The organism is Mucilaginibacter sp. P4_E8 (genome assembly GCF_056401495.1).
Genome location: NZ_JBFUJG010000022.1, coordinates 1 through 21,845 on the forward strand (window position 1 = coordinate 1; position 21,845 = coordinate 21,845).

Genomic DNA, 21,845 nt, shown 5'->3' on the forward strand with positions numbered 1-21,845 from the left:
ATACTTTGGTAAAAGCCGGAAGCAGTAATGTTTCCGGCTTTTTTTATGCCAAGAATCGGTTACTTTTTCGTTAACACGCCTAAAAATAACGACATAGCGATATGGTTTTCCCGCCCAATTTCGATTCATAAATCTCATTATCAAGGAATTAGTGCATTGGCATGAATTTATCTTAAATGCGACATATCATCATTGAATCATAAAACGCTGCCATGAGATTAAAAGGACTGGTTAAAGCATATTGGTGGGGTTATAAGGGCTTGGAAAATGTGATCATTAATCTGAGGACTGCCGGTTACAAAAATGATTTTTACGTCAGCAGCGAAGGAAAAATGATATGTAAACAGACAGGAAATGTTATTGCAGCCAGTGATCTGAAAATTAAAGTAATGGTTGAAAAAGTGTATTACCATAAGCCGGGAGCATCAGTTTTGGCACTGGAAAGTACGAATGGCGTTTCTGGTCTTTTGGTAGGTTACGGGCAGGATCTGGATACATTGATCAAATCTACCGGCATGGCCTATAAATAGAATTTTAAGCTGCATCTGCTAGTTGCGGCAATATTATCAGTAAAGATGACACAGGCGCAGTACTCTATATCGATCAAGATGGAAATGTATATCTATTTAATAACAGGATTGATCAGACTGACTGCTGCCGGTGTAATAATTTACCAGCCATATGCTGATTGGGTGATGAGCAAACAAAACTAACCCTGGAACAGGGTTCGCAAACAGGATCTATTTTACCGGTTTTTATCCTGATTGTACAAAATTTCGAATTGCCAAACATGGACTTTCGTAATATTAAAACTTAACAAATGAAAGCAATAATTATTGAAGAGTTCGGCCCGTCATCGGTGCTGAAAATGACAAACCTTTCCATACCAGACGTCGCTGAAAATGAAGTGCTGGTAAGGGTCCACTCCATTAGCATTAACCCGGTTGATGTGAAAACAAGGGCTGGTTCTGGTGTAGCCGGCCGGTTAAAAAACCAGATGCCCATCATTCTCGGCTGGGACATATCAGGAACAGTAGTTACATCTGATTCCCCTGATTTTAAAACTGGTGATGAGGTATTTGGGATGATAAATTTTCCCGGTCACGGCAAGGCATATGCAGAGCTAATAAGTGCCCCGGCAAACCAATTGGCTATAAAGCCTGCAAACATCAGTCATGAAGAAGCGGCTGCGGCCACCTTAGCCGCTTTGACAGCTTGGCAATCATTTGTTCACCATGCGAACGTTCAGCCCGGTCAACGTGTACTTGTCCACGCCGGCTCCGGAGGCGTAGGTCATTATGGTGTTCAAATTGCGAAATATCTGGGTGCTTATGTTATCGCCACGTCTTCGTCGGCAAATCGGGATTTTGTATTGTCGCTTGGTGCCGACGAACATATCGATTACAAAGCAAAACCTTTTGAAGAGGTGGTAAATAATATTGATTTTGTTTTTGATACGGTCGGCGGCGGGGAGATGATCTCACGTTCATTGGAAGTGGTTAAACCCGGAGGCAGACTAATCAGCATACCGACCGGGATTTCGCCGGAAAACCAGCAAAAGGCAAAGGATCTTAATGTAACCTGCAGTTTCGAATTGGTTCAATCGAACGGAGCAGACATGAAACAGTTAGCCGACTTATTATCAAAGGGTACTATAAAATCCCATCTGTTCAAAGTATACGATTTTAAGGATATGGCCATCGCACACAAGCAACAGGAAAGCGGCCGTACTGTCGGAAAAATCGTCGTTAACGTCTAATCTACATCAAACAAAAATTCACCAAATAAAATCAACAATACCTTATGAAAAATCATCTGATTTCCCGTTTAATTTACACTTGCGGAATCCTCCTATTTTTATCGTGGTTCCAGATCAACCCTGCTTACAGCCAGCCAAAATCTGCAATCAAAAATGTAGTGCTGGTTCATGGCGCGTTTGCAGACCGCGCAGGGTGGGAAAAGGTTTACAGGATATTAACTGCAAAAGGTTATCACGTAGTTATGCCGCAGTTACCACTAACTTCTTTGGCTGAGGATGTAACAGCATTAAACCTGGCGCTTGACAAACTTGATGGTCCGGCCATTCTGGTTGGTCACTCCTGGAGCGGTACCGTAATAACTCAAGCCGGTATGCATGAAAAAGTGGCCGCATTGGTTTATATCGCCGCTTTCGAACCTGCGGAAGGAGAAAATAGTTTTCAATGGGTTTCTTCTGCCCCAGCCGCACCGGAAAGCGGCCTGCTTGCTCCGGATGACAAAGGATATGTTTACTATGACAAGGCAAAATTCCACGCAGGGTTTTGCGCTGAGCTAAGTGCCGCAGATGCAGCGTTTATGGCAGACGATCAACAACCTATAAAAGGTGCTGCTTTTGGAGATAAAGTGACCATAGCAGCCTGGAAAACCAAACCATCCTTTGCGATTGTGACTGCCAATGATAAAAGTATCAACCCGGTCATACAGCGCAATATGTATAACCGCGCGCATACCCCTTTTATAGAAATTAATTCATGTCATGTCGCCTTCCTTTCTCACTCAAAAGAAGTAGCAGATTATATCATGGCCTCTGCACAAAAAGCAGTTAAAAATTAAAAATAAGAATTTAAAAAGGGTTATGCCAAGCAAGGCTGACCCTTTTTTAACGGCATAAATTTTCAACAGCTTAGATGTCTAAGCTAAAGCTACAAGATGAGTAATGATTAATCCGTACAGATTTATGTCCTGAAAGTACAAATTCCAGGAGATTTTTAATATCAATTTTATACCAACCAAATTTAAAACCCAGAAATGATGAAGGCTATAATACTTAAAGAATACGGCGGCGTTGACCAGCTGCAGCTGACAGATCTACCAATTCCTACGATTGAAGACGGCGAAGTATTAATTCGTACTGTCGCCATAACGATCAATCCAGTTGATGTGCAAACTCGTGCCGGAAGCGGTGCTGCGTTCAAATTTAAAAATACTGATCCCATCATATTAGGATGGGATGTTGCCGGTGTTATTGAAGAAACGAATTCGCCTTTATTCAAAAAAGGAGATGAGGTATTTGGAATGGTTCGCTTTTTAGGGCAGGGTAAGGCTTATGCAGCATATATTGCCGCTCCTGCTAAGCATATCACTTTAAAGCCGGCAAATGTATCGTTTGAAAAGGCAGCAGCTACCACACTTGCCGCGCTTACCGCATGGCAGGCATTTCACAAACATGGCCAGATCAAGCCTGGTGACAAAGTATTGATCCATGCAGCTTCCGGCGGCGTAGGTCATTTTGCCGTACAGATCGCCAAAGCCGAGGGGGCCTATGTTATAGGAACCTCTTCTCTTGAAAATGAAGAATTCGTCCTGGGCCTTGGTGCTGATGAACATTTCGATTATAAATCCGGAAATTTCGAAGATCATTACCATGACATTGATTTTATCCTGGATACGGCAGGTCATGATTATGTCCGCAGATCTATTCCTGTATTGAAGAAGAATGGTATTCTGATTTCGATCCCCGGCAGCATCAGCGAAGCAAATCAAAAAAAGGCAGAGGAAGCAGGGGTTACTGCCGCAAATATCCTGGTTCATTCCAATGGTGACGATATGGCTCAACTCGCAAAGCTCTTGGCGAACGATAAATTGAAGCCGCATATCGCTAAAACTTTCGCATTTGAGGAAATGGCAGCAGCGCACCAGCAGTTGGAAAGCCACCGCACCGTAGGTAAGGTTGTACTCACGCTCTGAACATTTAAACCCCATTCTAACCCTTAAAAATAAAGCAATGAAAAATATTAAATCATCCCTTACCGCGGCTTTTATCTGTATGACAATGGCCGCCTTTTCACAAACGACAGTAACTCATTTTGAACTGGCCAAACTGCCTTCAAAACAGCTAACTGATAAAATTACGCGTGGCCTTTTTTCCGGTAAAAATGCTACAATCGGGTATTTCACCTTCGCAAAAGGGGCTATTGTACCCTTACATCATCATGTCAATGAACAATATACCATGATCCTAAAAGGCAGTGTTAAAGTAACTATTCTGGGTAAGGTTTATATCGTCAAAGCGGGTGAAGGAATTTATATCCCCTCCAATGTGCCGCATATGTTTGAGTCGCTTGAAGACGGCACCATCGACATGGACTTTTTTGCGCCTAAGCGCCAGGACTGGATCAATGGTACGGACACCTACTTTACTAAACCGGCACAATAAAGATGAAAACTATTTACTCTATAAAAGCGACCTCGGTTGGGGGTAGAAACGGTCATGTACGTTCTGATTTTGATTTGATAAATGCGGATGTCCGTTTACCAAAATCTTTAGGTGGTGAAGATGATAAGCACCTGACCCCGGAGACTTTTTTTGCGGCCGGTTACGCAGCCTGCTTTGACAATGCGGTCATGCATATTATGCGCATCGAAAAAGTAGTTACGGATTTGCCGACCACCGAAGCGGTCATTAGACTGGAAGCAGATGACCACGGTGGTCTCAACCTCGCAGTGGAACTCATAGTAGAAGTTCCTGGTGTCAGCAGGGAACTGGCAATTGAACTGGTGGACAAAGCCCATCAAATTTGCCCGTATTCAAAAGCGACCCGGGGAAATATTGATGTTAAACTAACTGTAAAATAAAGGTCATGTCAGCAGAAGTACAACATGTGACCCTTCAGGAACTTCCTGTTAAGGCGATCAATGAAAAATTAACCCGGCAAATGTTGTTCGGTGAACAAGGAAATATAGGTATTTTTATATATAAAAAAGGTGCTATCGTCCCATTGCATCATCATGTCAATGAGCAGTTTTCCATTATTACCAGGGGGAGCTGCAAAGTAACAGTAGACGGCGTCGAATATATTGTAAAAGCCGGCCAGGCGATTATTATTCCGTCGAATGTGCCACACATGTTCGAAGCCTTAGAGGATGGTACCTACGATATCGATTTCTTTTCACCGGGCCGGAAAGATTGGCTGGATGGCACAGATAATTACCTCGGACATTAACAGATTTTAAAACCCCATCAATTAATTAAACATGAGTAAGAACATTGCAGATCAAATCGTAGAAACCCTGATTGAAAATGGCGTAAAAAGGATTTACGCTGTAACCGGTGACAGCCTTAATGAACTTAATGACGCGGTCAGGCGTAACGGTGGCATCAAATGGATACATGTGAGACATGAGGAAGCCGGGGCTTATGCAGCAGCGGCTGAGGCAGAACTTGGCGGGCTTGCCGTATGCGCAGGCAGTTCCGGACCGGGTCATGTTCATCTCATTAATGGCTTATATGACGCCCATCGAACAAGGGTGCCAGTGTTGGCAATCGCGGCTACTATTCCTTCAGGAGATTTCGGAACAGATTATTTCCAGGGAACTAACACCATCAAACTATTTGACGATTGCAGCTGCTACAACCAGGTAATCCAAACACCAGCCCAAGCACCGCGAATGTTACAGGCTGCGATTCAGCACGCCATTCATTACCGTGGAGTGGCGGTGATCGGCCTGCCCGGAGATATCTCAGCACTGCCTGCTGTGGAAAGTATCAGTTCCATGCATAATTATCCCACACCCACACTACTGCGACCTGTTGACAGTGAACTGGAAAGAACTGCCGCCCTTCTCAATAAACACCCCAAGGTTGCAATTTTTTGCGGCTACGGTGCCCGCGAAGCGCATGATGAAGTCGTTGAACTATCCAGAATATTAATGGCCCCGGTCGGTTATACTTTCAGGGGAAAAATGGGTATGCAATATGATAATCCAAATGAAGTAGGTATGACGGGTTTGCTCGGTCTGCCTTCCGCCTATCACAGCATGCATGAGGCAGATGTTGTTCTTTTATTGGGCACCGATTTCCCTTATACGCCATTTATGCCAACCGGAAATAAAATCATCCAGGTAGACGACAGCCCGGAAAAATTGGGACGCCGGGCAAAACTGGAGATTGGTTTATGCGGCAACATTAAAGATACTGTTACTGCACTTATTCCCTATTTAACACAAAAGCTTGAACCAGGGTTTTTAAAGGGGCAGTTGGAGCTTTACGGTCATGTACAAAAGCATTTGCAAACCTATGTTAATGATAACGGGACAACCGATAAAATCCAACCTGAATTTGTAGCCGATGTCTTCAACAGGCTTGCAGCTGATGATGCCATATTTACCATGGATACCGGTATGTGCTGTGTTTGGGCCGCCCGTTATGTGCATGCAACCGGTAAAAGACGCTTTTTGGGCTCTTTCAATCACGGTTCCATGGCGAACGCAATGCCTATGGCTATTGGCGCAGCGCTGGCTAATCCGGGACGCGAAGTTATCGCCTTTTGCGGCGACGGAGGACTGTCCATGTTACTGGGGGATCTTGCAACAATCCAGCAATACAATTTACCTATCAAGGTGATTGTCTTTAATAACCGTGCGCTGGGTATGGTGAAACTTGAAATGCAGGTACAGGGTCTGCCAGATAATGAAACGGACATGGTTAACCCTGAATTTGCCAAAATTGCGGACGCTATGGGTTTCAAAGGGGTAACTGTTCATGAACCTGACGAAGTACATAACGCTGTATTAGATGCATTGGGCCATAATGGTCCGGTATTGCTGAATATATTAACGAATCCAAATTCGCTGGCTATGCCGCCAAAAATTGAATGGGAACAGGTCAAAGGCTATACCCTCTCCATGACGAAAATGATGCTAGGCGGCCGAATGGACGATATTTTAGAAATGGTACGTTCGAATTATAAACATCTTCCGGAAATAATTTAAAAATTAAAATCATGAAAAAGTTATTTGCGCCTGCCTTGATTCTCTCAGTTGGAATTATGCTGGCATCCTGCTCAGGCAGCGGACAAAAATCAGATCAACAAACAAAAGATTCAACTATGAAAACTACAGACAGCACCAGCAGTGCACTGGAAGAAGTGTATGCAGACAGCACCTATCAATTAACAGGGGTTGCGATTTCTCCCGAGGGCCGTTTATTTATTAACTATCCTTATTGGCTTGATAAACACAGCTATTCTGTTGTAGAAGTAGGAAAAGACAAAAAACCAATTTTATACCCTGACACTGCCTGGAACAGCTTCAAAAAGGGTGATAATGGGAAAGATAAATTCGTCTGCGTCCAGGCAGTTGTAGCTGATGAAGAAAACAATCTTTGGATCGTTGACCCTGCGGGTATAGGGCTGGCCGATGTTTATCAGCAAAGTAATAAACTTATACAGGTAGACCTTAAAACCAATAAAATCAAACGGATTTATACCTTTCCGGTTGAGGTAGCTGGGCCCAAAACCTACATCAATGATATCCGCATTGACCATAAAAACGGTTTTGGCTATATGAGCAGTTCAAGCAATGGTGGTATTGTAGTAGTAAACTTAAAAACCGGTGCTTCCAGGTTTGTACTGCATGGGCATCCGTCCACTTTATCTGATCCTTCTTACCATTTTACCATGAATGGCAAGGAAATGAAAAATGCCCAGGGCGCAGTTAAAATCAACTCGGATGGAATTGCATTGAGCCCTGATAAGGCCTGGCTATACTACAAACCGTTAACCGATAACAGGCTTTATCGGGTGAGTACTGATGTATTACGCGATTTCAGCAGCACAGAGAAACAAATCGAAGCCAAGGTAGAGGATTACGGAAAGTATGTATGTACCGACGGAATGGAGATGGATGCTGACGGTAACCTGTATATGGGTGACCTGGAAAACGGTCGTATCGTAAAGATCACTCCGGATAAAAAAATGACCACGCTTGTCGAAGATAAAGAAAAACTGAGTTGGCCTGACAGTTACAGTATCAGCAAAGATGGCTACCTCTACGTATCCTGTTCCCAAATCCAGCAGATGCCATGGTTCAACGTCAACCAAAACATCACAAGATATCCATATCGGGTATTCAGAATCAAAATAAAATAAGGTCGTGCCGGTGTACCACCAATTTATAAACTAAACTCAAATAGTCCTGAATATGTCTGAAGAAATTGCAATTAAACTCATCCATGTCGCCGAATCAAAAGAAGTATGGAACGGTGTCACTACCAGTGATGACGGCAGAATATTCGTTTGCTTTCCCAGAATTGAGGGTGATACCGGAATTCGCATTGGTGAATTGGTGGATGGGAAGGCAACTCCTTATCCTGATCAGCAATGGAACAGCTGGATGCCGGGTAAATCGTCCGACAGTGTTTTTGTAAGGACAAATTCCCTGCGGATAGGACCAGATGGTTATCTATGGATAGTAGACACCGGCACGCCCAGCATGGGCGAAGATGCTATTGATGGGGCAGCCAAGCTGGTGGCCATTGATTTGCAAACTAATACAGTGGCCAGAACAATTCCTTTAGGGCCGGTAATGAACAAGCATAGTTTTATAGATGACCTGCGTATGTTCGGCAACTTCATTTACCTGACGGATGCGGGAGATCCCGCACTGGTTGTTATGGATAAACAATCGGGACAAGGTTACCGTGTATTGGAGGGCAGCGCTTTTACCACGGATAAGCTACCGTTAGTAGCTGAAAAAAAGGTGATGCGCACCACGGATGGCAAGCAATTGCGCATTCATGCGGATCAATTGGAGGTCTCGCCTGACGGTACCTACCTCTATTTCCAACCCGCTTCCGGACCTTTATACCGTATCGAAACCGCTTACCTGCATCATCCCGAAAATAACAGCAAGGGAATTGAACCGTACGTGATAAAATGGTTTGACACGCCAACTACTGGCGGGACTGCTATGGATGCAGACGGCAATATTTATATATCTGATGTCAATCACTCTGCGATCATCCGCCTTGATGCTCATGGCATCATAGAAACGATTATACAGGATAGCAAGCTGCTTTGGGGCGATGCGCTTTGGATTGACAAAGATGGATTTCTTTGGATACCTGTAGGACAGTTAAATAGACTGGCACCTTTCCAGGGCGGGCAGTCAAAACTTGAACCGCCGCTTGTGATTTATAAAATTGATATTAAAGCGACCCCATTAAGAACTTAAAAGACCCTCATCTATCATTTAACACATTCAACAAATTGGAAACAACTCAGCAAAAAGTAGTCATTCCCGCCGTAGCGGATGACGATTCAATTTCTAAAGGAACTAAAGCATTTCTGGCCGTATTAAACAGCGGTGGACCAGCGGTAGAAAGCCTGTCGCCTGCGGAAGCACGGCTGGTATTGGTCGGAGCTCAAAACTCGGTAAAAGTTGATTATTCAGGAATTATCGAATCCGAAAAAACGATCAGCCAGGATGGTTTTGAGGTTAAACTAAACATTGTAAAACCTGAAGGCGCAACGGGTATATTACCTGTATTTATATTCCTGCATGGCGGTGGTTGGGTGCTGGGCGATTACCCGACCCATAAGCGTATGGTTCGTGACCTGGTGGTATTGTCCGGGGCTGCAGGGGTATTCGTTAACTATACCCCATCCCCCGAAGCGCAATTCCCGCAGGCTATCAATGAGATTTTCGCAGCCACCAAATGGGTTGCTGAAAATGGCCATGAGATCGGAGTGGACGGCAAAAAGCTGGCCGTAGTTGGTAACAGCGTCGGGGGTAATATGACGGCAGTAACCGCTATCAAGGCTAAAGAGGCCGGTGGCCCGCATATCAGTTTACAAATTATGATGTGGCCGGTTACGAATGTCGCATTTGACACCTATTCTTATGCAAGGTATGGTGAAAAGAGGTTTTTGACCGAGCCGTTAATGAAGTGGATGTTTGATAACTATACCACAGATGAGGCGGCGCGCTCCAGCATTTATCTTTCTCCATTACGTGCTACCCTTGAACAACTTCAAGGCCTGCCACCGGCACTGATCCAGGTCGCAGATGCAGATATATTACGTGATGAGGGTGAAGCGTATGGCAGGAAGCTTGACGAAGCTGGTGTTCCTGTAACGACCATTCGCTATAACGGCATGATCCATGATTTTGGATTACTGAACCCGCTGTCTGATCTGGCGCAGGTTAAGTCATTGTTTGTTCACGCGGCCGCAGAATTAAAGAAATTTTTATTCTAAGGGATTTCACAACCTAAATCTGTGAAAATTAGTTTTTAACCAGTAATAATAAACACGAAAATGAAACCAAACATTGGAATAAAACCGGATGACCTTGCTGCTGTGGCTACATGTATGTCCGGCCTGCTGGCAGACGAATATGTTTTGTATACCAAAACCCGGAATGCACATTGGAATGTCGAAGGGCCTGATTTTCATACGATGCATCTTTTTTTCGAATCACAATACAATGACCTGGACGAGATCATGGATAGCGTGGCCGAGCGTATTCGCAGTCTTGGACATTACGCCCCGGCAACGTTAAAGTCATTTCTTGACCTGACCCACCTGACGGAGAAATTGTCTCATTCCAATACGGGCGCGGGATTTCTCGCTGAATTGCTGGAGGATCATGAGAGTATTATTATCCTTTTGCGGGAATATATCACACTATTCCAGGATAAGTATCATGACCTGGGTACCAGTGATTATGTTACCGGGTTGATGGAAACACATGAAAAACTTGCATGGATGCTTCGCGCACACCTTAAATAACAACGATTTTTAAATTAAACTAAAGAGATGAAAACATTTACATTGACCAGCAAAGACCTGGGCGGACAATTTACCCTACCTCATTTTTTTGATGGCTGGGGTGCCGGAGGACAAAATATATCTCCGCAACTATCATGGCAAAATGCCCCTGAAGGCACTAAAAGTTTTGCCGTAACTATTTACGACGCTGCCGCCCCTACCGGCAGTGGCTGGTGGCACTGGGTTGTTTTTAATATTCCGGCGGATGTCAATGAACTTGCATCGGGTGCCGGTACTAACCCTGAGCTACTTCCCAAAGGTGCGATATCTGGTCTTACCGACTTTGGAAAACCGGGATATGGCGGCCCTGTTCCTATTCCTGGAAGTGGATTTCATCCTTATCTGATCACCGTGCATGCGTTATCAGAAGTTTTGTCCCTTGACGGTAATACCAATCCCGCAACTGCCGGTTTTACCATGGGGCCACTTACGCTTGGTAAAGCTTCACTTATATCTTACTTGAAAGTTTAATGTTAACACTGTCCGCCTTTATGTAACAAATAGTTTTAAAGCAACATATTAGCCGGATTAATCCGACCTGTAAAGTTTCATCGTAGGTTTTACAGGTCGGATTTTTACTTAAATAGCACCGAAATGTACAGCATATCCGGTGTCCGAAAAGCGAACTTTGAATAAACTTATTAAAATGAAAGCAATTATTTTAACACATAACAATGATGAAATCGGAGGGTTAGAATTTGCAGATCTACCAATTCCTGAGATTAATGACAATGAAGTTTTGATAAAGGTCAATGCAATTGACATTAACCCTGTTGATAACAAAACACTGAGTGGCAAAGGCCAATTTAATAATATAAAGGCAGCTAATCCAATAATCCTGGGATGGGATGTCTCCGGTGTAATTACCGGTATTGGAAAAAATGTAACCAGCTTTAAAACAGGTGATCACGTGTTCGGTCTATTGAATTTTCCCGGTCATGGGAAAACTTATGCGGAATATGTRGCAGCTGATCCCACGCAACTGGCGCTGAAACCCGAAAATATTGATGATGAAACCGCAGCCGCGACTACTTTATCCGCGCTAATGGCTTATCAAGCCTTAATGGAGGCAAATTTAAAACCCGGAGAACGGGTACTGATCCAGGGGGCTGCGGGCGGAGTAGGGTTTTTCGCCTTACAGATAGCCAAGCATCTTGGAGCTTACGTGATTGGCACGGCAACGGCGGCAGATGCTGAGTTTTTAAAAAATCATGGGTTAGATGAACTGATCGATTTTAAAACTACCGATTTTGAACAGGCGACTTCGAATATAGATTTTGTACTGGACACACTGGGTGGTCAGAGCACGCTTAAAGCATTCAACATATTAAGTCCAAACGGCCGTGTGATTACGATTCCAAGCGGCGTGGGCGACAGTTGGAAAACAGTGGCCACTCAAAGGCATATTAATGCGCAATTTTTGTTTGTTCATTCCAGCGGAACAGACATGAAGGCATTGGCAGAACTTCTGAAAAAAAATGTGATCAGGCCGAATATTGCCCATAGGTTCAAGATGGAAGATATTATAGCAATCCACGAAAAAATGTCAACCGGAAAAATTTGGGGTAAGATCGTCGTATCTTTTAATTGAAGTCAAGGATGAAGAATGTTATGGAGGAAAGGATCGCAGGATCTGAAACCCATTCCTTTAAATTAGTTTACGCTGATGCTCAGCAAAAAGGGTGCGACAATCAATTTGTCGCTCCCGCCGTGGAAATGATGAACGAAGTGGCCTTGATTACCGCTACAAGGTTTGCAAGGAAAAAAATGGTCTGCGATGGCGGTGACCAGGTTAAATATATTAAGGCGTTTTGTCCCAATTCCATTGTGGAATTAACAGGGAAAGTAATTGAAGTAAGCCTTACGGATTTAAAAGTTAAGGTAGATGTGGTATCAGAAGATATTAAGGAGTTTTCCAGAGAACGGACCGCTTCCGGAGTATTCACCTTCGTATCCGAAAAAGATATGGCTGTTAGTGTATAGGCTTGTCCTGTTTATTTAGCAAATCAGCAGGACAAGCGCTCTCCTGCAAAATATTTAGGGGGGCATGTAAAATAGGCCACTATTTCATGTTGAAACAGGGCCTTAAAGGTGAAATTATATAGAGTTTTTCTACAAAAAATTTAGAGTGATGAATACTAACCAGCCCTTTTTGTTTAATAGTAATGACGAAAGCGGTTAGTGATAATAAAAGCATGTTATGAGTTTTCAATTGGAATTAGTCCGATTTATATTAAAGGTGATTAGCGGAAAAAAAGTGTTGTCGGCGAATATTCTTAAACCAAAGCGTAACATGAAAGTATTTGACAGTAGCCGTTTTTCCAGCGGGATTGGTGTACAACAAACCCTCATTAATGGATTCCCACTGACCACTTTAACTCCGGAGTTGCCTAAAGGCAAACACGTATTGTTTTTTCATGGAGGCAGTTATGTCATGGAGGCAATTCCAGCGCACCGCAGGTTAGCGGAAGCGCTTTGCAAGGACTTTGGGATGAAAGTTACCCTGATGCAGTATCCCCTTGGCCCGGAAAATGATCAGCGTAGAACTTTCCAGTACCTGATCAGTGCTTACCGTTATTTGCAGGATAATTTCAGTAAGGATGTATTCCTGTTTTTCGGAGATGATGCCGGCGGAGGACTGGCACTGGCCTTTTTACAATATTTACGGTTATCCGATGACCTGCCATTACCGGTAGGGACGGTTTTACTATCACCATGGATAGATTTGTCTATGTCAAATCCCGACATTGATCTATTTGAAAGAAAGGACCCTGTTTTGTCGAAAAGGGCTTTGCAAAGTGCAGCAAGGAAATATGCTGACGTGCTGGATCTGCGCAACTCCAGAGTTTCGCCTTTATTTGGCCCGATGGATCACCTTGGAGACATTTTAATAATGTTTGGCACCAACGAATTATTTTATCCTGATTGTATACTATTAAAAGAAAAACTGGAAGCTGCAGCAAAGACTAACGTGGATACACTCATTTATAAAGGGGCGATTCATAATTGGATCTTATACCCGGTACCGGAACGAGCACGAGCCATTGAGGAAGCGGCCAATTGGATGCTCAACAGAAAGGATACAAAGCCAATTTATAAAGAATTATAGCATTTTAAACCGCCTGTGGTGATTAACAATAATTTAAAGAATATGGCATCAGTAACTGATCCTATCATAAAAAAGAAAAAGATACAAAGTGCAACAAACAGGCGACATATCCAGCCGCCTGTTTGTAATAATCAGCCTTTAACAGGCGCTACCGCTGCCCATTCAGGCCGTGTTTTCGGGTGCGCATCGCCAATTCCTTCGAGAATCTCTTTTTGTTTTCTCAAAGTCGTTTCCAATGCAGGCGGGCCTTCCCAAGCTCTTCCGCCAATGTGCCATCCATCGGGATGGAGTTCTTCAATCAGCACCCAAACGGTTTCCCGGAAGGCTTCTGAACCTTCAAATTTTACCATTACATCAGTTAAAGCTGCTGCCAGTGCGTGTTTTTCTTCCGCAGAAAACACCCCTTCAACCAATTTTACATTTACAAAAGGCATAATGTTGAGTTTTAAATTGAGTTTGTTGAATACGTTTACCGGCATCTCAAAGAGCCGGGTAACTCAATAAAAGAAAGAATTATGCCATTATTCAATTAATTAGATATCAACACCTTGCAATAAAATCTTCGATTAAGTTTTAACCATATAACGCTATTTACATACGTATTAACGAATTGAATATTGAACCATGAATCAAAATCAACAAATTATCCTGGCCGGTTTTCAAAGCTGGACAGATGGGACGGGAAGCTTCTTTGACCTTCTATCAGAAGACGTGGAATGGACGATTTCCGGAAGCTCGCCATTGTCTAAAATTTATAAATCCAAAAAAGCACTCCTGGATGAGGTGATCGACCCACTCAATGAGCGGCTTTCACAAAAGATCGTACCGCATGTCCGGGAATCCTATGCAGACGGAGAAGTAGTCATTGTCATTTGGGACGGTAATGCAACAGCAAAAGACGGCCAATCCTATAACGTAAGCTACGCTTGGTTCATGACGATGAAAGAAGGGAAAATCGTTAAAGTAACTGCATTTTTGGACACACTTGACTTTGCAGATATTTTTAAAAGAATAAAATAAAGAACCGTTAACGGCGGAGGCAAAAACTGTTTTCTTACCGGCCCTTCTCCAGGTCACCAGTAAGACAGCGAATGGTCTTATGGCATTTTTCTATAGTTGAGGTCGTGTTGAAGATGGGATCAAAATCCAAGCGGCCATTTTGATAAAAGAGAGATAAATTACTATAAATAAATTAACTTAAAAATTCACTAAATTTGATTATGCACCGGGAAAGTTTATATCAACCATTTGAGATCGTCTACAAAACGCTGGACGTATGCCCGAAGTCTGCTCATAAGCATAATTTTTTTGAGCTGGTATATATTCTTGACGGAACAGGAAAGCAATGCATCAACGATAATTACTTTGATTACCATGCCGGACATATGTTCCTGATTACACCCGAGGATTGTCATTCATTCGAGATAGAAAATACTACCCAATTCGTTTTCATCAGGTTTAACGATATTTATGTTAAATCTCAGCATCAGCCGGGAGAGCGGGATTCGGAATGGATAAAGAAAATGGAATACATCCTGCATAACGCCAGCCACCAACCGGGTTGCATTCTTTGTAATCCACCGGATAAGGTCTTTGTTAAGGCAATGATCGAATCGGCACTGGGCGAGCTGACAGGAAAACAGCTTTATCATTTTGAAGTGGTTGCACAGGTTGTCAATACCCTTATCACAGTTGTAGCCAGAAACATCGCGATGATGCTGCCCACGATGGTTTGTGACAGTACGGGTAACACCATCATGAAAATTCTTAATTATATACAAGAAAATATTTACAATGCCGACCAGTTAAAGCTGGAATTGATCAGTGATCATTTTGGTATAGCCGAAGGGTACCTGGGCAGATACTTTAAAAAGCATACCGGCGAAAGCTTACAGCAATACATTATCAATTACAAACTAAAACTGGTAGAAACCCGGCTACAGCATAGCGACATGCGGATCAATGAAATTGTGAATGAGCTTGGGTTTACGGATGAGAGCCATTTAAACAGGCTTTTTAAAAAGTATCGCGGCGTGAACCCGTCAGCATTCCGAAAGCAATATGCCAGTGCGATGGCATTAGCCGGATAGTTTCCTCCCAATAAATTTTACGAGACTATCATTCAATAGCAATTATCCCAATCCATTTCTGGAAATATGCCTGTTTCTAAGAAAAGTAATGATGATCGCAGGATAATAGTGCTTTTAAAAGCCGGCGACCCGAAATGCTGGACTGCCTGTTATGGATTAAGTGGCATGTGGCAGGATGGCGCCTCCCACGTCAATTACGGGCGCCAAATTAGCAGCGCTTTTCACCCCTTTCGACTAAAAATATTCTTGACTTAAATACCGCATTAGGTCCTCAAGAAGCCGCATGTATAACCCGATAACAGTTGTTATGTGATAGCGAAAGTTAAACGATGGCTTAAATTACTGATCAAATTTTCCTTACGCGTATTCGAATCACGTTCTTTAGAAAAGAAATAGCACAATAAGTTAAAGGACTCATTTTATGATACTTGAAGCATTAATAACGATATATCGATATTTCAAAGTGCACGAAAATCCGCTAACTAACTGAAATAAAAGAAGTTGTAAAATGGCATTAAATTTTCATTCTCGTGATAAAATGGAAAGGTGGCCCCAAGGAAAACAAATCGCGCGTCACAGATCGCTAACAGGTTTAAATGCGCACTTGATAAACATTACGTGGATGTAAAAAGAGGGACGACAAAGTGCATTTTTCGCATACATGAATATGCGGAGGATCAAAAGTTGCACCCTAACTATTTGAATAACATTATTAAAACCAACACGGGGAGGCCTGTCGGCTTATGGATAGCCGAACAAAACATAGCTGTAGCTAAATGCTTACTAAAATGTTCAGATTATTCCATCAAGGAAATTGCAGGCAAGTTGCATTTTGCTGACGCATCTCATTTTAGTAAATATTTTAAAAGGTATACGAACATTTCCCCCTCGCTTTTCAGGAATCAGGCAGAAGATTTGTGATAAAATCTACATGGCCATTAGCATTTCCGGTTCAGTTTATTAGATAAAAAATATCGATATGTCGTTACTTTTTATTATTACCGAAATACATAAACACCAGTTATTCAATAAATTAAATATTGGCATTCTTTTAGAATACTAGCCGAGTATGGTTGTCGGTATTACTTTCCTAATTGATGCGTAAGTGCAATAGATACGACGCCATAAACCCTATTTCATAATTATTTAAACACCAGGTTAATTGAACAATGTCATCCCGTATCAGAATTGTTAGGCACCGCTATATTGTTCTTTTAGTTCTTTTACTATGGAAGCAAACCGGTTTTTGCCAGTCGTCAAGGGACACCATAAAGAAGAAATTTACCATTGGTGAAGTTATCGGGTTGACCAAGCTTCAAAATAAAAAAATACAGGCGGCTATAATGGAAGAAAGTGCTTCGCAGTCTGATCTTCACGATGCCCAAAAAGCCAAACTACCGCAAGTAAGTTTGTCAGCGGAGTACCAGCGATATTCCAAGTTGGTTTTATACAATGACTTTATTTATCATTCCAGGTCGGTTAATGTTTTTCCGTCTTCCAACGCTGCGCTAATCAATTCAACCTCGACTTTTAATCTGTATTCGGGGGGAAAGCTGAAAGCGGACGTGCTGGAACGCAAACTGGAACTGTTGCTGTCCAAAACCGAAACACTGGACTTAAAGGGTAGCCTAAGTTTAAAGGCCGCTGACCTTTACCTTGAACTGGTCGCACTGCAAGTCGAAGAGGGTTTAACGAAAGATCAATTATCAAGGGCAGAATTAAGGTTAAAAAATATCAACTCGCTTTTTCAGAACCAAAAGATAACGAGAAGTGATTTGCTAAGGGCCGAGGTCAACTTATCCGATGTAAAGCTTAGCCTGGAAGAAACCCATAATAACATCATTATTAATAGGCAAAAGCTAAATGTCCTCTTGAACTTGCCAGAAAGCACCCAAATTCTTACAGCCGATTCAACCCAGATCTTAAACGAAGCAGGTACAGCGTTGGACACCTTAAGCATGACGGGAACGGAAGAATCTTACGCTGTCAGGAAGGCGCAAGCGGAGATACAATTAGAGCAGGCCCGCGGTCAAAAAATTAAAAGCAACAAATTGCCGTCGCTGGGCCTGTTCGGGACTTATTACCTGGCCTATCCCAATACCTTACCCTTCCCGCATGTAGACCAGGCTTATTCCCTGGGGTATATTGGAATTGRCATTCAGTACAATCTATCGGCCCTCTATCAGAATAAATACAAGCTCAATGCTTCCAGGACACGAACGGCGGAATTACAGCTTARGAAAGAGGCTATTTCCGATGATGTCGCCCAGGAACAAAAAGCCCTGATCATAAAATATAATGAGTCGCTTAACAGGATTAAAGTAAATCAGCAATCTATCGAACAAGCCAGGGTAAATTATAAAATCGTTAACACTAAATACCTGAATCAACTGGCGTTGCTGACCGACCTGTTGGACGCCGATAATATTTACCAGGAAACAAGGTACAAGTTGATTGAGGCCGAAACTGAGGCGAGAGCAATTTATTACCGGCTGCTGTACCTGTCCGGAAACCTTTAGCGAAAAAGAGCATGAATGTAAAAAAAAACAAGCGTACCCGTTGGGAGAACATCTTACTATCGGTTGTGGCTATTCTGGTTTTAGTTACCGCTGGAATTTATCTGACTGTATATTTGATAAACGGACAGCGGTATGAAGAAACCAATGATGCGCAGGTCGAAGGATATATTAATCCGATTTCAGCCAGGGTTAGCGGATTTATCAAGTCAGTCAAATTTAATGAACAGCAACAAGTAAAAGCAGGCGACACCCTGTTCATAATTGATGATCAGGAATACCAGCAAAAACTGATCAATGCCATTGGTGGCTTAGAAACCGCCGAAGCTGACTTAAAGGTGCTCAGGGCACATATTGCGGCTTCTGAAGCTGACATGAATGTAGACCGTGATCAGATCGACGGGGAGAACGCCCGTTATGTCGAACAGCAGCGGGATATTAAACGCATTAACAACCTCGTGAAAGAAGAAGCAGCGACGGGATCCGATTTGGATGCCGTACAATCCCGGTTTGACGTATCGAAAAGCAATTATGAAGCAGCAAAAGATAAACTGGTGGCTGATGTTTCAAAGATCAGTGAGCTAAAGGTTCAGATTTCATTATTACAAGCTACCATCAAACAAAAGCAGGCAGATCTCGCCTTAGCCAGAATAGCAATAAATTATACGATTGTCAAAGCCCCTTATTCCGGGCGTTTAGGGCGTAAAACTATCCTGGAGGGCCAGCAGGTGCAAACCGGTGAGCCACTGGTATCCATTGTGCATGAAGGAAGGAAATGGATTACCGCCAATTTTAAAGAAACGCAAGTCAATGGAATGTATATAGGACAGCCGGTAGATATAAAAATCGATGCCATTCCAGGTAAGGTTTTTAAGGGAAAAATTGATGCAATAGCTGCGTCAACGGGCGCCAAATTCTCCCTGTTACCGCCTGATAATTCAACAGGAAATTTCGTAAAGATCGTACAGCGCATTCCGGTGAGAATAAGTTTTAACCAAGAAGACCTAAATCAGGTAAAGCTCGGCATGAATGCTTTGGTATTAATTAAAAAATAGCAGCTAATGAACGAACCTCATTATTTCCAGCCATGGCTAACCAAATGGAGTTTCGGTGTAAGGGCAACCCTTTTTTTAATTTTGCTATCTGCAATTATGCAGTTTGGAAGTTTTACGCTCAGTCAAAATTATATCGTATCCTACTTTGGTGCGCAATCGGAGGATATCGTTTTTGCCATCCAAATGACTTATGTGGGGATTCTTTGTAACGTGCCGATTGTTTTCAGGTTGTTAAAGCATTATGAAGTACGAAATTATATTGCGCTGAATATATTTTTCGGGATCGTGCTTAATATTTGCTGCCTCAATACCAGGAACCTATTGATCTTTTTCATATTAAGGTTTCTTCAAGGAATATCGATTAATGCTATCTGTGTCGGTGTATTGGTCATCATTACTAATGTCCTGGAACCATCGGTGAGAAAGGTTTTTGCACCTACGGTTTTCTTCGGAACTGTCCTGAGCAGTACGGTTGTTGTAGGGTTGATCGCTGCCAATGCGACGTTAACTTCTGTGATTATTGATATCTACGTTTACATTATCATATTCCAATGCGTGGTACTGGCGATTGTTTTTCTTGGCTTTAAAAAGAAATCTCTGATGAGGCCCTTGCCGCTAGGATATATCGATTGGGTGGGATTGATTTTCTTTGCCACTTCTGGAATTGCACTGGCCTATACGCTTTTATATGGTTCAAAGTACTATTGGTTTACCGACCAAAGAATCGTTCTTTCTTTTATTATAGTTGTGGTGTTTGCAGGCCTTTTCCTATGGCGGCAAGCAACCACTAAACGGCCGTTAATGCACCTGTATGTTTTAAAAAATCAGAAATTTATCGCCGGTTTATTACTGCTGGGAATCTATTACGGCATCAAGGAAAGTATCAACCTAATCTACAATTACACCGCGGTTGCCTTGCATTGGAGCCCGTTTCAAACTGCTGAGCTTGGCTTTTGTAATATACTGGGCCTGGTTATCTTTATGATCATAACAGCACAAATCCTGATTAAAACCACTGTTTCCGTTTCCCGTTTTTTAGTAACCGGGTTTACCATGTTATTGATTTATCATTTGTGGGTGAATTTTTATCTTACTCCGGACTTGTCATTTAATGACCTGGCCCTACCGGTTTTTCTCCAGGGGGCAGCCTCGGGCATATTATTTGTCCCTATTTCCCTATTTATAATTACTTCAGTGCCTGAATCCACTGGTGTTACGCCACTGTTCATAGCCGCTAGTACAAGGTATGTTTCGCTATTGAATGCTAATGCAGGTTTCTACAATTTACAGTTATATTTTAATCAGCATTTCCGCTATGATTTCCTTGCGCACTACACCACGCAGGATGAAGAGTTCAAGGAAAGGGCGGCTCGATTAAGCCGGTCCTTTGAGTCCAAAGGATACTCCGGTGGTCAAGCTGCAAAAGCCGCACTTGTATCGCTGCAAGACTCCTTAACTATTCAAAGCCAGCTATTGACTATTCGGGCGATATTCTCGCTGGCAGGAATGATCATCGCCGTTATTTTGATCATTATTGTCTTTACCCGAATAAGTGTAAAAATCAGGTATGGCACTTTAAACGTTAGAAATAAATCCACGACGTTTAAAGATTAAAATCTGAAACTGAACTATTCGTATTTAATAGGCTCACTATCATCGCTGAAGATCGCCTTAATCGGGCAATAACTGGTAAATGCCGTAACTTCAAGGTAAAATAAGGTTGGTACCAATACATATACAATTTTGGTTCCGAAATACCAGTCGATAGCTACCACAGGGAGCAATAAAAAAATAGAGGCTGCCCTGAAAACGATTTCCTTTTTCGAAAGGTTTTCTTTAGAATCCTTAAAAAGCCAGGACTTCTTTTTAGGCTCTTCAGATTCCGGCTGTACTATAGATGGAGCAACAGGCTCTTCGACAGGCTTATAAGCCTTTTTTTTGTGAGGTTTCTCAGGGTGAGGAGGCAATTCCGGCAATTCCATAATGGATAATAATTTAATAGTTGTTGTGATGATTAGTGAGCTTTATGTAAATTTTATGCCAATATGCAAAACACTATTATTCAGCCAATTATCGAAAGACAAACAATTAATTTTTATCGCTATTTCGTTATTAGTGGCCTCCTTAGCGAAAGAATTTGTCCCTCTTGAGCTTCCGCCATTTATAAGCGGATTACGGCACAGGTTCCTGGCCGACATCGCCTGATACTGAGTATTTGCGCTATACTTTTGCTATTCAACGGCTATTCGCTAAAACAACCAGCTGAATAACTTTACAAACCACTCATTCACAGAAATATACATGCATGGCATAATATTTTCTATCTCATTTTAATTGCTTATACAAATTGCTTGATTCAGGATTATTCAAATAAGGACAAATGAAACCCTACAGGTTGACCAAGTGCCAGATGACGAGGAAAATCATATCGCTGCATCATGAGGGATACACGGACGATTTTTTGTTGTTAAGGCCGGGATTTTTGT

At 42.5% G+C, this 21,845-nt stretch carries 26 protein-coding genes; 24 read left to right on the forward strand and 2 right to left on the reverse strand.

All coding sequences use genetic code 11. The features are described from left to right. The first annotated feature begins 212 nt into the window (after positions 1-212). The 17 genes from AC1DRQ_RS11515 to AC1DRQ_RS11595 all read left to right on the forward strand — a co-directional run bounded on the left by AC1DRQ_RS11515 (position 213) and on the right by AC1DRQ_RS11595 (position 13,698). Positions 213-530, forward strand: coding sequence for a hypothetical protein (locus tag AC1DRQ_RS11515; protein WP_477424478.1), 318 nt, complete (start codon positions 213-215; stop codon positions 528-530). A 45-nt stretch (positions 531-575) separates the two neighbouring features. Further along, positions 576-713, forward strand: coding sequence for a hypothetical protein (locus AC1DRQ_RS11520; RefSeq protein WP_477424479.1), 138 nt, complete (start codon positions 576-578; stop codon positions 711-713). 107 nt (positions 714-820) lie between these two features. Next, the gene (locus tag AC1DRQ_RS11525) at positions 821-1,759 is read left to right on the forward strand and encodes an NADP-dependent oxidoreductase (protein ID WP_477424481.1); all 939 of its coding nucleotides are present in this window, start codon (positions 821-823) and stop codon (positions 1,757-1,759) included. Positions 1,760-1,803: 44 nt separating this feature from the next. After that, a complete protein-coding gene (locus AC1DRQ_RS11530) occupies positions 1,804-2,592 on the forward strand; it encodes an alpha/beta hydrolase (RefSeq protein ID WP_477424483.1) in 789 nt (262 codons plus the stop codon). A gap of 195 nt (positions 2,593-2,787) precedes the next feature. Beyond that, the gene (locus AC1DRQ_RS11535; protein ID WP_477424485.1) at positions 2,788-3,726 is read left to right on the forward strand and encodes an NADP-dependent oxidoreductase; all 939 of its coding nucleotides are present in this window, start codon (positions 2,788-2,790) and stop codon (positions 3,724-3,726) included. Positions 3,727-3,763: 37 nt separating this feature from the next. Beyond that, a complete protein-coding gene (locus tag AC1DRQ_RS11540; protein WP_477424487.1) occupies positions 3,764-4,195 on the forward strand; it encodes a cupin domain-containing protein in 432 nt (143 codons plus the stop codon). Between the two features lie 2 nt (positions 4,196-4,197). Beyond that, positions 4,198-4,614 (forward strand): organic hydroperoxide resistance protein, encoded by a 417-nt coding sequence (locus tag AC1DRQ_RS11545; protein WP_477424488.1) that lies wholly within the window; start codon positions 4,198-4,200, stop codon positions 4,612-4,614. Between the two features lie 5 nt (positions 4,615-4,619). Continuing rightward, on the forward strand, positions 4,620-4,982 hold the full coding sequence (locus tag AC1DRQ_RS11550) for a cupin domain-containing protein (protein ID WP_477424490.1): 363 nt from the start codon (positions 4,620-4,622) through the stop codon (positions 4,980-4,982). A gap of 31 nt (positions 4,983-5,013) precedes the next feature. Continuing rightward, positions 5,014-6,750: a thiamine pyrophosphate-dependent enzyme gene (locus AC1DRQ_RS11555; RefSeq protein WP_477424491.1), complete on the forward strand. Its 1,737-nt coding sequence runs from the start codon at positions 5,014-5,016 to the stop codon at positions 6,748-6,750. An 11-nt stretch (positions 6,751-6,761) separates the two neighbouring features. Further along, positions 6,762-7,907 carry an SMP-30/gluconolactonase/LRE family protein gene (locus AC1DRQ_RS11560; RefSeq protein ID WP_477424493.1) on the forward strand — a complete coding sequence of 382 codons (1,146 nt, stop codon included), beginning with the start codon at positions 6,762-6,764 and terminating at the stop codon, positions 7,905-7,907. A 52-nt stretch (positions 7,908-7,959) separates the two neighbouring features. Continuing rightward, a complete protein-coding gene (locus AC1DRQ_RS11565; protein ID WP_477424495.1) occupies positions 7,960-8,991 on the forward strand; it encodes an L-dopachrome tautomerase-related protein in 1,032 nt (343 codons plus the stop codon). Positions 8,992-9,026: 35 nt separating this feature from the next. Then, positions 9,027-10,016, forward strand: a complete 990-nt coding sequence (locus tag AC1DRQ_RS11570; RefSeq protein ID WP_477424496.1) for an alpha/beta hydrolase — start codon at positions 9,027-9,029, stop codon at positions 10,014-10,016. 60 nt (positions 10,017-10,076) lie between these two features. Beyond that, positions 10,077-10,550 carry a Dps family protein gene (locus tag AC1DRQ_RS11575; RefSeq protein ID WP_477424498.1) on the forward strand — a complete coding sequence of 158 codons (474 nt, stop codon included), beginning with the start codon at positions 10,077-10,079 and terminating at the stop codon, positions 10,548-10,550. Between the two features lie 27 nt (positions 10,551-10,577). Next, positions 10,578-11,060, forward strand: coding sequence for a YbhB/YbcL family Raf kinase inhibitor-like protein (locus tag AC1DRQ_RS11580; protein ID WP_477424500.1), 483 nt, complete (start codon positions 10,578-10,580; stop codon positions 11,058-11,060). Between the two features lie 175 nt (positions 11,061-11,235). After that, positions 11,236-12,180: an NADP-dependent oxidoreductase gene (locus AC1DRQ_RS11585; protein WP_477424502.1), complete on the forward strand. Its 945-nt coding sequence runs from the start codon at positions 11,236-11,238 to the stop codon at positions 12,178-12,180. An 8-nt stretch (positions 12,181-12,188) separates the two neighbouring features. Then, positions 12,189-12,572: a hotdog family protein gene (locus tag AC1DRQ_RS11590; protein WP_477424504.1), complete on the forward strand. Its 384-nt coding sequence runs from the start codon at positions 12,189-12,191 to the stop codon at positions 12,570-12,572. Between the two features lie 217 nt (positions 12,573-12,789). Further along, positions 12,790-13,698: an alpha/beta hydrolase fold domain-containing protein gene (locus AC1DRQ_RS11595; protein WP_477424505.1), complete on the forward strand. Its 909-nt coding sequence runs from the start codon at positions 12,790-12,792 to the stop codon at positions 13,696-13,698. Between the two features lie 131 nt (positions 13,699-13,829). On the opposite strand, the gene AC1DRQ_RS11600 is transcribed toward AC1DRQ_RS11595, so the two are convergent. Further along, a complete protein-coding gene (locus AC1DRQ_RS11600; protein WP_477424506.1) occupies positions 13,830-14,132 on the reverse strand; it encodes a tautomerase family protein in 303 nt (100 codons plus the stop codon). A gap of 190 nt (positions 14,133-14,322) precedes the next feature. Between AC1DRQ_RS11600 and AC1DRQ_RS11605 the strand changes: the two genes are divergently transcribed. From AC1DRQ_RS11605 to AC1DRQ_RS11630, 6 genes are all read left to right on the forward strand, one after another. Then, positions 14,323-14,718 carry a nuclear transport factor 2 family protein gene (locus tag AC1DRQ_RS11605; protein ID WP_477424508.1) on the forward strand — a complete coding sequence of 132 codons (396 nt, stop codon included), beginning with the start codon at positions 14,323-14,325 and terminating at the stop codon, positions 14,716-14,718. 200 nt (positions 14,719-14,918) lie between these two features. Further along, positions 14,919-15,788, forward strand: coding sequence for an AraC family transcriptional regulator (locus tag AC1DRQ_RS11610; protein WP_477424509.1), 870 nt, complete (start codon positions 14,919-14,921; stop codon positions 15,786-15,788). A 618-nt stretch (positions 15,789-16,406) separates the two neighbouring features. Beyond that, entirely contained in the window at positions 16,407-16,709 is a 303-nt protein-coding gene (locus AC1DRQ_RS11615; RefSeq protein WP_477424511.1) for a helix-turn-helix domain-containing protein, read from the forward strand. Positions 16,710-16,957: 248 nt separating this feature from the next. After that, the gene (locus AC1DRQ_RS11620) at positions 16,958-18,307 is read left to right on the forward strand and encodes a TolC family protein (RefSeq protein ID WP_477424513.1); all 1,350 of its coding nucleotides are present in this window, start codon (positions 16,958-16,960) and stop codon (positions 18,305-18,307) included. Positions 18,308-18,318: 11 nt separating this feature from the next. Further along, positions 18,319-19,359 (forward strand): HlyD family secretion protein, encoded by a 1,041-nt coding sequence (locus tag AC1DRQ_RS11625; RefSeq protein ID WP_477424514.1) that lies wholly within the window; start codon positions 18,319-18,321, stop codon positions 19,357-19,359. 6 nt (positions 19,360-19,365) lie between these two features. Further along, positions 19,366-20,973, forward strand: coding sequence for a hypothetical protein (locus tag AC1DRQ_RS11630; protein WP_477424516.1), 1,608 nt, complete (start codon positions 19,366-19,368; stop codon positions 20,971-20,973). A 14-nt stretch (positions 20,974-20,987) separates the two neighbouring features. Here AC1DRQ_RS11630 and AC1DRQ_RS11635 read toward each other — a convergent pair whose 3' ends face one another. Continuing rightward, positions 20,988-21,341 carry a hypothetical protein gene (locus tag AC1DRQ_RS11635; protein WP_477424518.1) on the reverse strand — a complete coding sequence of 118 codons (354 nt, stop codon included), beginning with the start codon at positions 21,339-21,341 and terminating at the stop codon, positions 20,988-20,990. Position 21,342: 1 nt separating this feature from the next. Here AC1DRQ_RS11635 and AC1DRQ_RS11640 point away from each other — a divergent pair, with 1 nt between their 5' ends. Next, positions 21,343-21,564, forward strand: coding sequence for a hypothetical protein (locus AC1DRQ_RS11640; protein ID WP_477424519.1), 222 nt, complete (start codon positions 21,343-21,345; stop codon positions 21,562-21,564). The last annotated feature ends 281 nt before the right edge of the window (positions 21,565-21,845 follow it).

Excerpts from the sequence above, each read along its gene's own strand:
- AC1DRQ_RS11515 (WP_477424478.1), top strand. The coding sequence starts at position 213 with ATGAGATTAAAAGGACTGGTTAAAGCATATTGGTGGGGTTATAAGGGC.
- AC1DRQ_RS11520 (WP_477424479.1), top strand. The coding sequence starts at position 576 with ATGACACAGGCGCAGTACTCTATATCGATCAAGATGGAAATGTATATC.
- AC1DRQ_RS11525 (WP_477424481.1), top strand. The coding sequence starts at position 821 with ATGAAAGCAATAATTATTGAAGAGTTCGGCCCGTCATCGGTGCTGAAA.
- AC1DRQ_RS11530 (WP_477424483.1), top strand. The coding sequence starts at position 1,804 with ATGAAAAATCATCTGATTTCCCGTTTAATTTACACTTGCGGAATCCTC.
- AC1DRQ_RS11535 (WP_477424485.1), top strand. The coding sequence starts at position 2,788 with ATGATGAAGGCTATAATACTTAAAGAATACGGCGGCGTTGACCAGCTG.
- AC1DRQ_RS11540 (WP_477424487.1), top strand. The coding sequence starts at position 3,764 with ATGAAAAATATTAAATCATCCCTTACCGCGGCTTTTATCTGTATGACA.
- AC1DRQ_RS11545 (WP_477424488.1), top strand. The coding sequence starts at position 4,198 with ATGAAAACTATTTACTCTATAAAAGCGACCTCGGTTGGGGGTAGAAAC.
- AC1DRQ_RS11550 (WP_477424490.1), top strand. The coding sequence starts at position 4,620 with ATGTCAGCAGAAGTACAACATGTGACCCTTCAGGAACTTCCTGTTAAG.
- AC1DRQ_RS11555 (WP_477424491.1), top strand. The coding sequence starts at position 5,014 with ATGAGTAAGAACATTGCAGATCAAATCGTAGAAACCCTGATTGAAAAT.
- AC1DRQ_RS11560 (WP_477424493.1), top strand. The coding sequence starts at position 6,762 with ATGAAAAAGTTATTTGCGCCTGCCTTGATTCTCTCAGTTGGAATTATG.
- AC1DRQ_RS11565 (WP_477424495.1), top strand. The coding sequence starts at position 7,960 with ATGTCTGAAGAAATTGCAATTAAACTCATCCATGTCGCCGAATCAAAA.
- AC1DRQ_RS11575 (WP_477424498.1), top strand. The coding sequence starts at position 10,077 with ATGAAACCAAACATTGGAATAAAACCGGATGACCTTGCTGCTGTGGCT.
- AC1DRQ_RS11580 (WP_477424500.1), top strand. The coding sequence starts at position 10,578 with ATGAAAACATTTACATTGACCAGCAAAGACCTGGGCGGACAATTTACC.
- AC1DRQ_RS11590 (WP_477424504.1), top strand. The coding sequence starts at position 12,189 with ATGAAGAATGTTATGGAGGAAAGGATCGCAGGATCTGAAACCCATTCC.
- AC1DRQ_RS11595 (WP_477424505.1), top strand. The coding sequence starts at position 12,790 with ATGAGTTTTCAATTGGAATTAGTCCGATTTATATTAAAGGTGATTAGC.
- AC1DRQ_RS11600 (WP_477424506.1), bottom strand. The coding sequence starts at position 14,132 with ATGCCTTTTGTAAATGTAAAATTGGTTGAAGGGGTGTTTTCTGCGGAA.
- AC1DRQ_RS11605 (WP_477424508.1), top strand. The coding sequence starts at position 14,323 with ATGAATCAAAATCAACAAATTATCCTGGCCGGTTTTCAAAGCTGGACA.
- AC1DRQ_RS11610 (WP_477424509.1), top strand. The coding sequence starts at position 14,919 with ATGCACCGGGAAAGTTTATATCAACCATTTGAGATCGTCTACAAAACG.
- AC1DRQ_RS11625 (WP_477424514.1), top strand. The coding sequence starts at position 18,319 with ATGAATGTAAAAAAAAACAAGCGTACCCGTTGGGAGAACATCTTACTA.
- AC1DRQ_RS11630 (WP_477424516.1), top strand. The coding sequence starts at position 19,366 with ATGAACGAACCTCATTATTTCCAGCCATGGCTAACCAAATGGAGTTTC.
- AC1DRQ_RS11635 (WP_477424518.1), bottom strand. The coding sequence starts at position 21,341 with ATGGAATTGCCGGAATTGCCTCCTCACCCTGAGAAACCTCACAAAAAA.
- AC1DRQ_RS11640 (WP_477424519.1), top strand. The coding sequence starts at position 21,343 with ATGGATAATAATTTAATAGTTGTTGTGATGATTAGTGAGCTTTATGTA.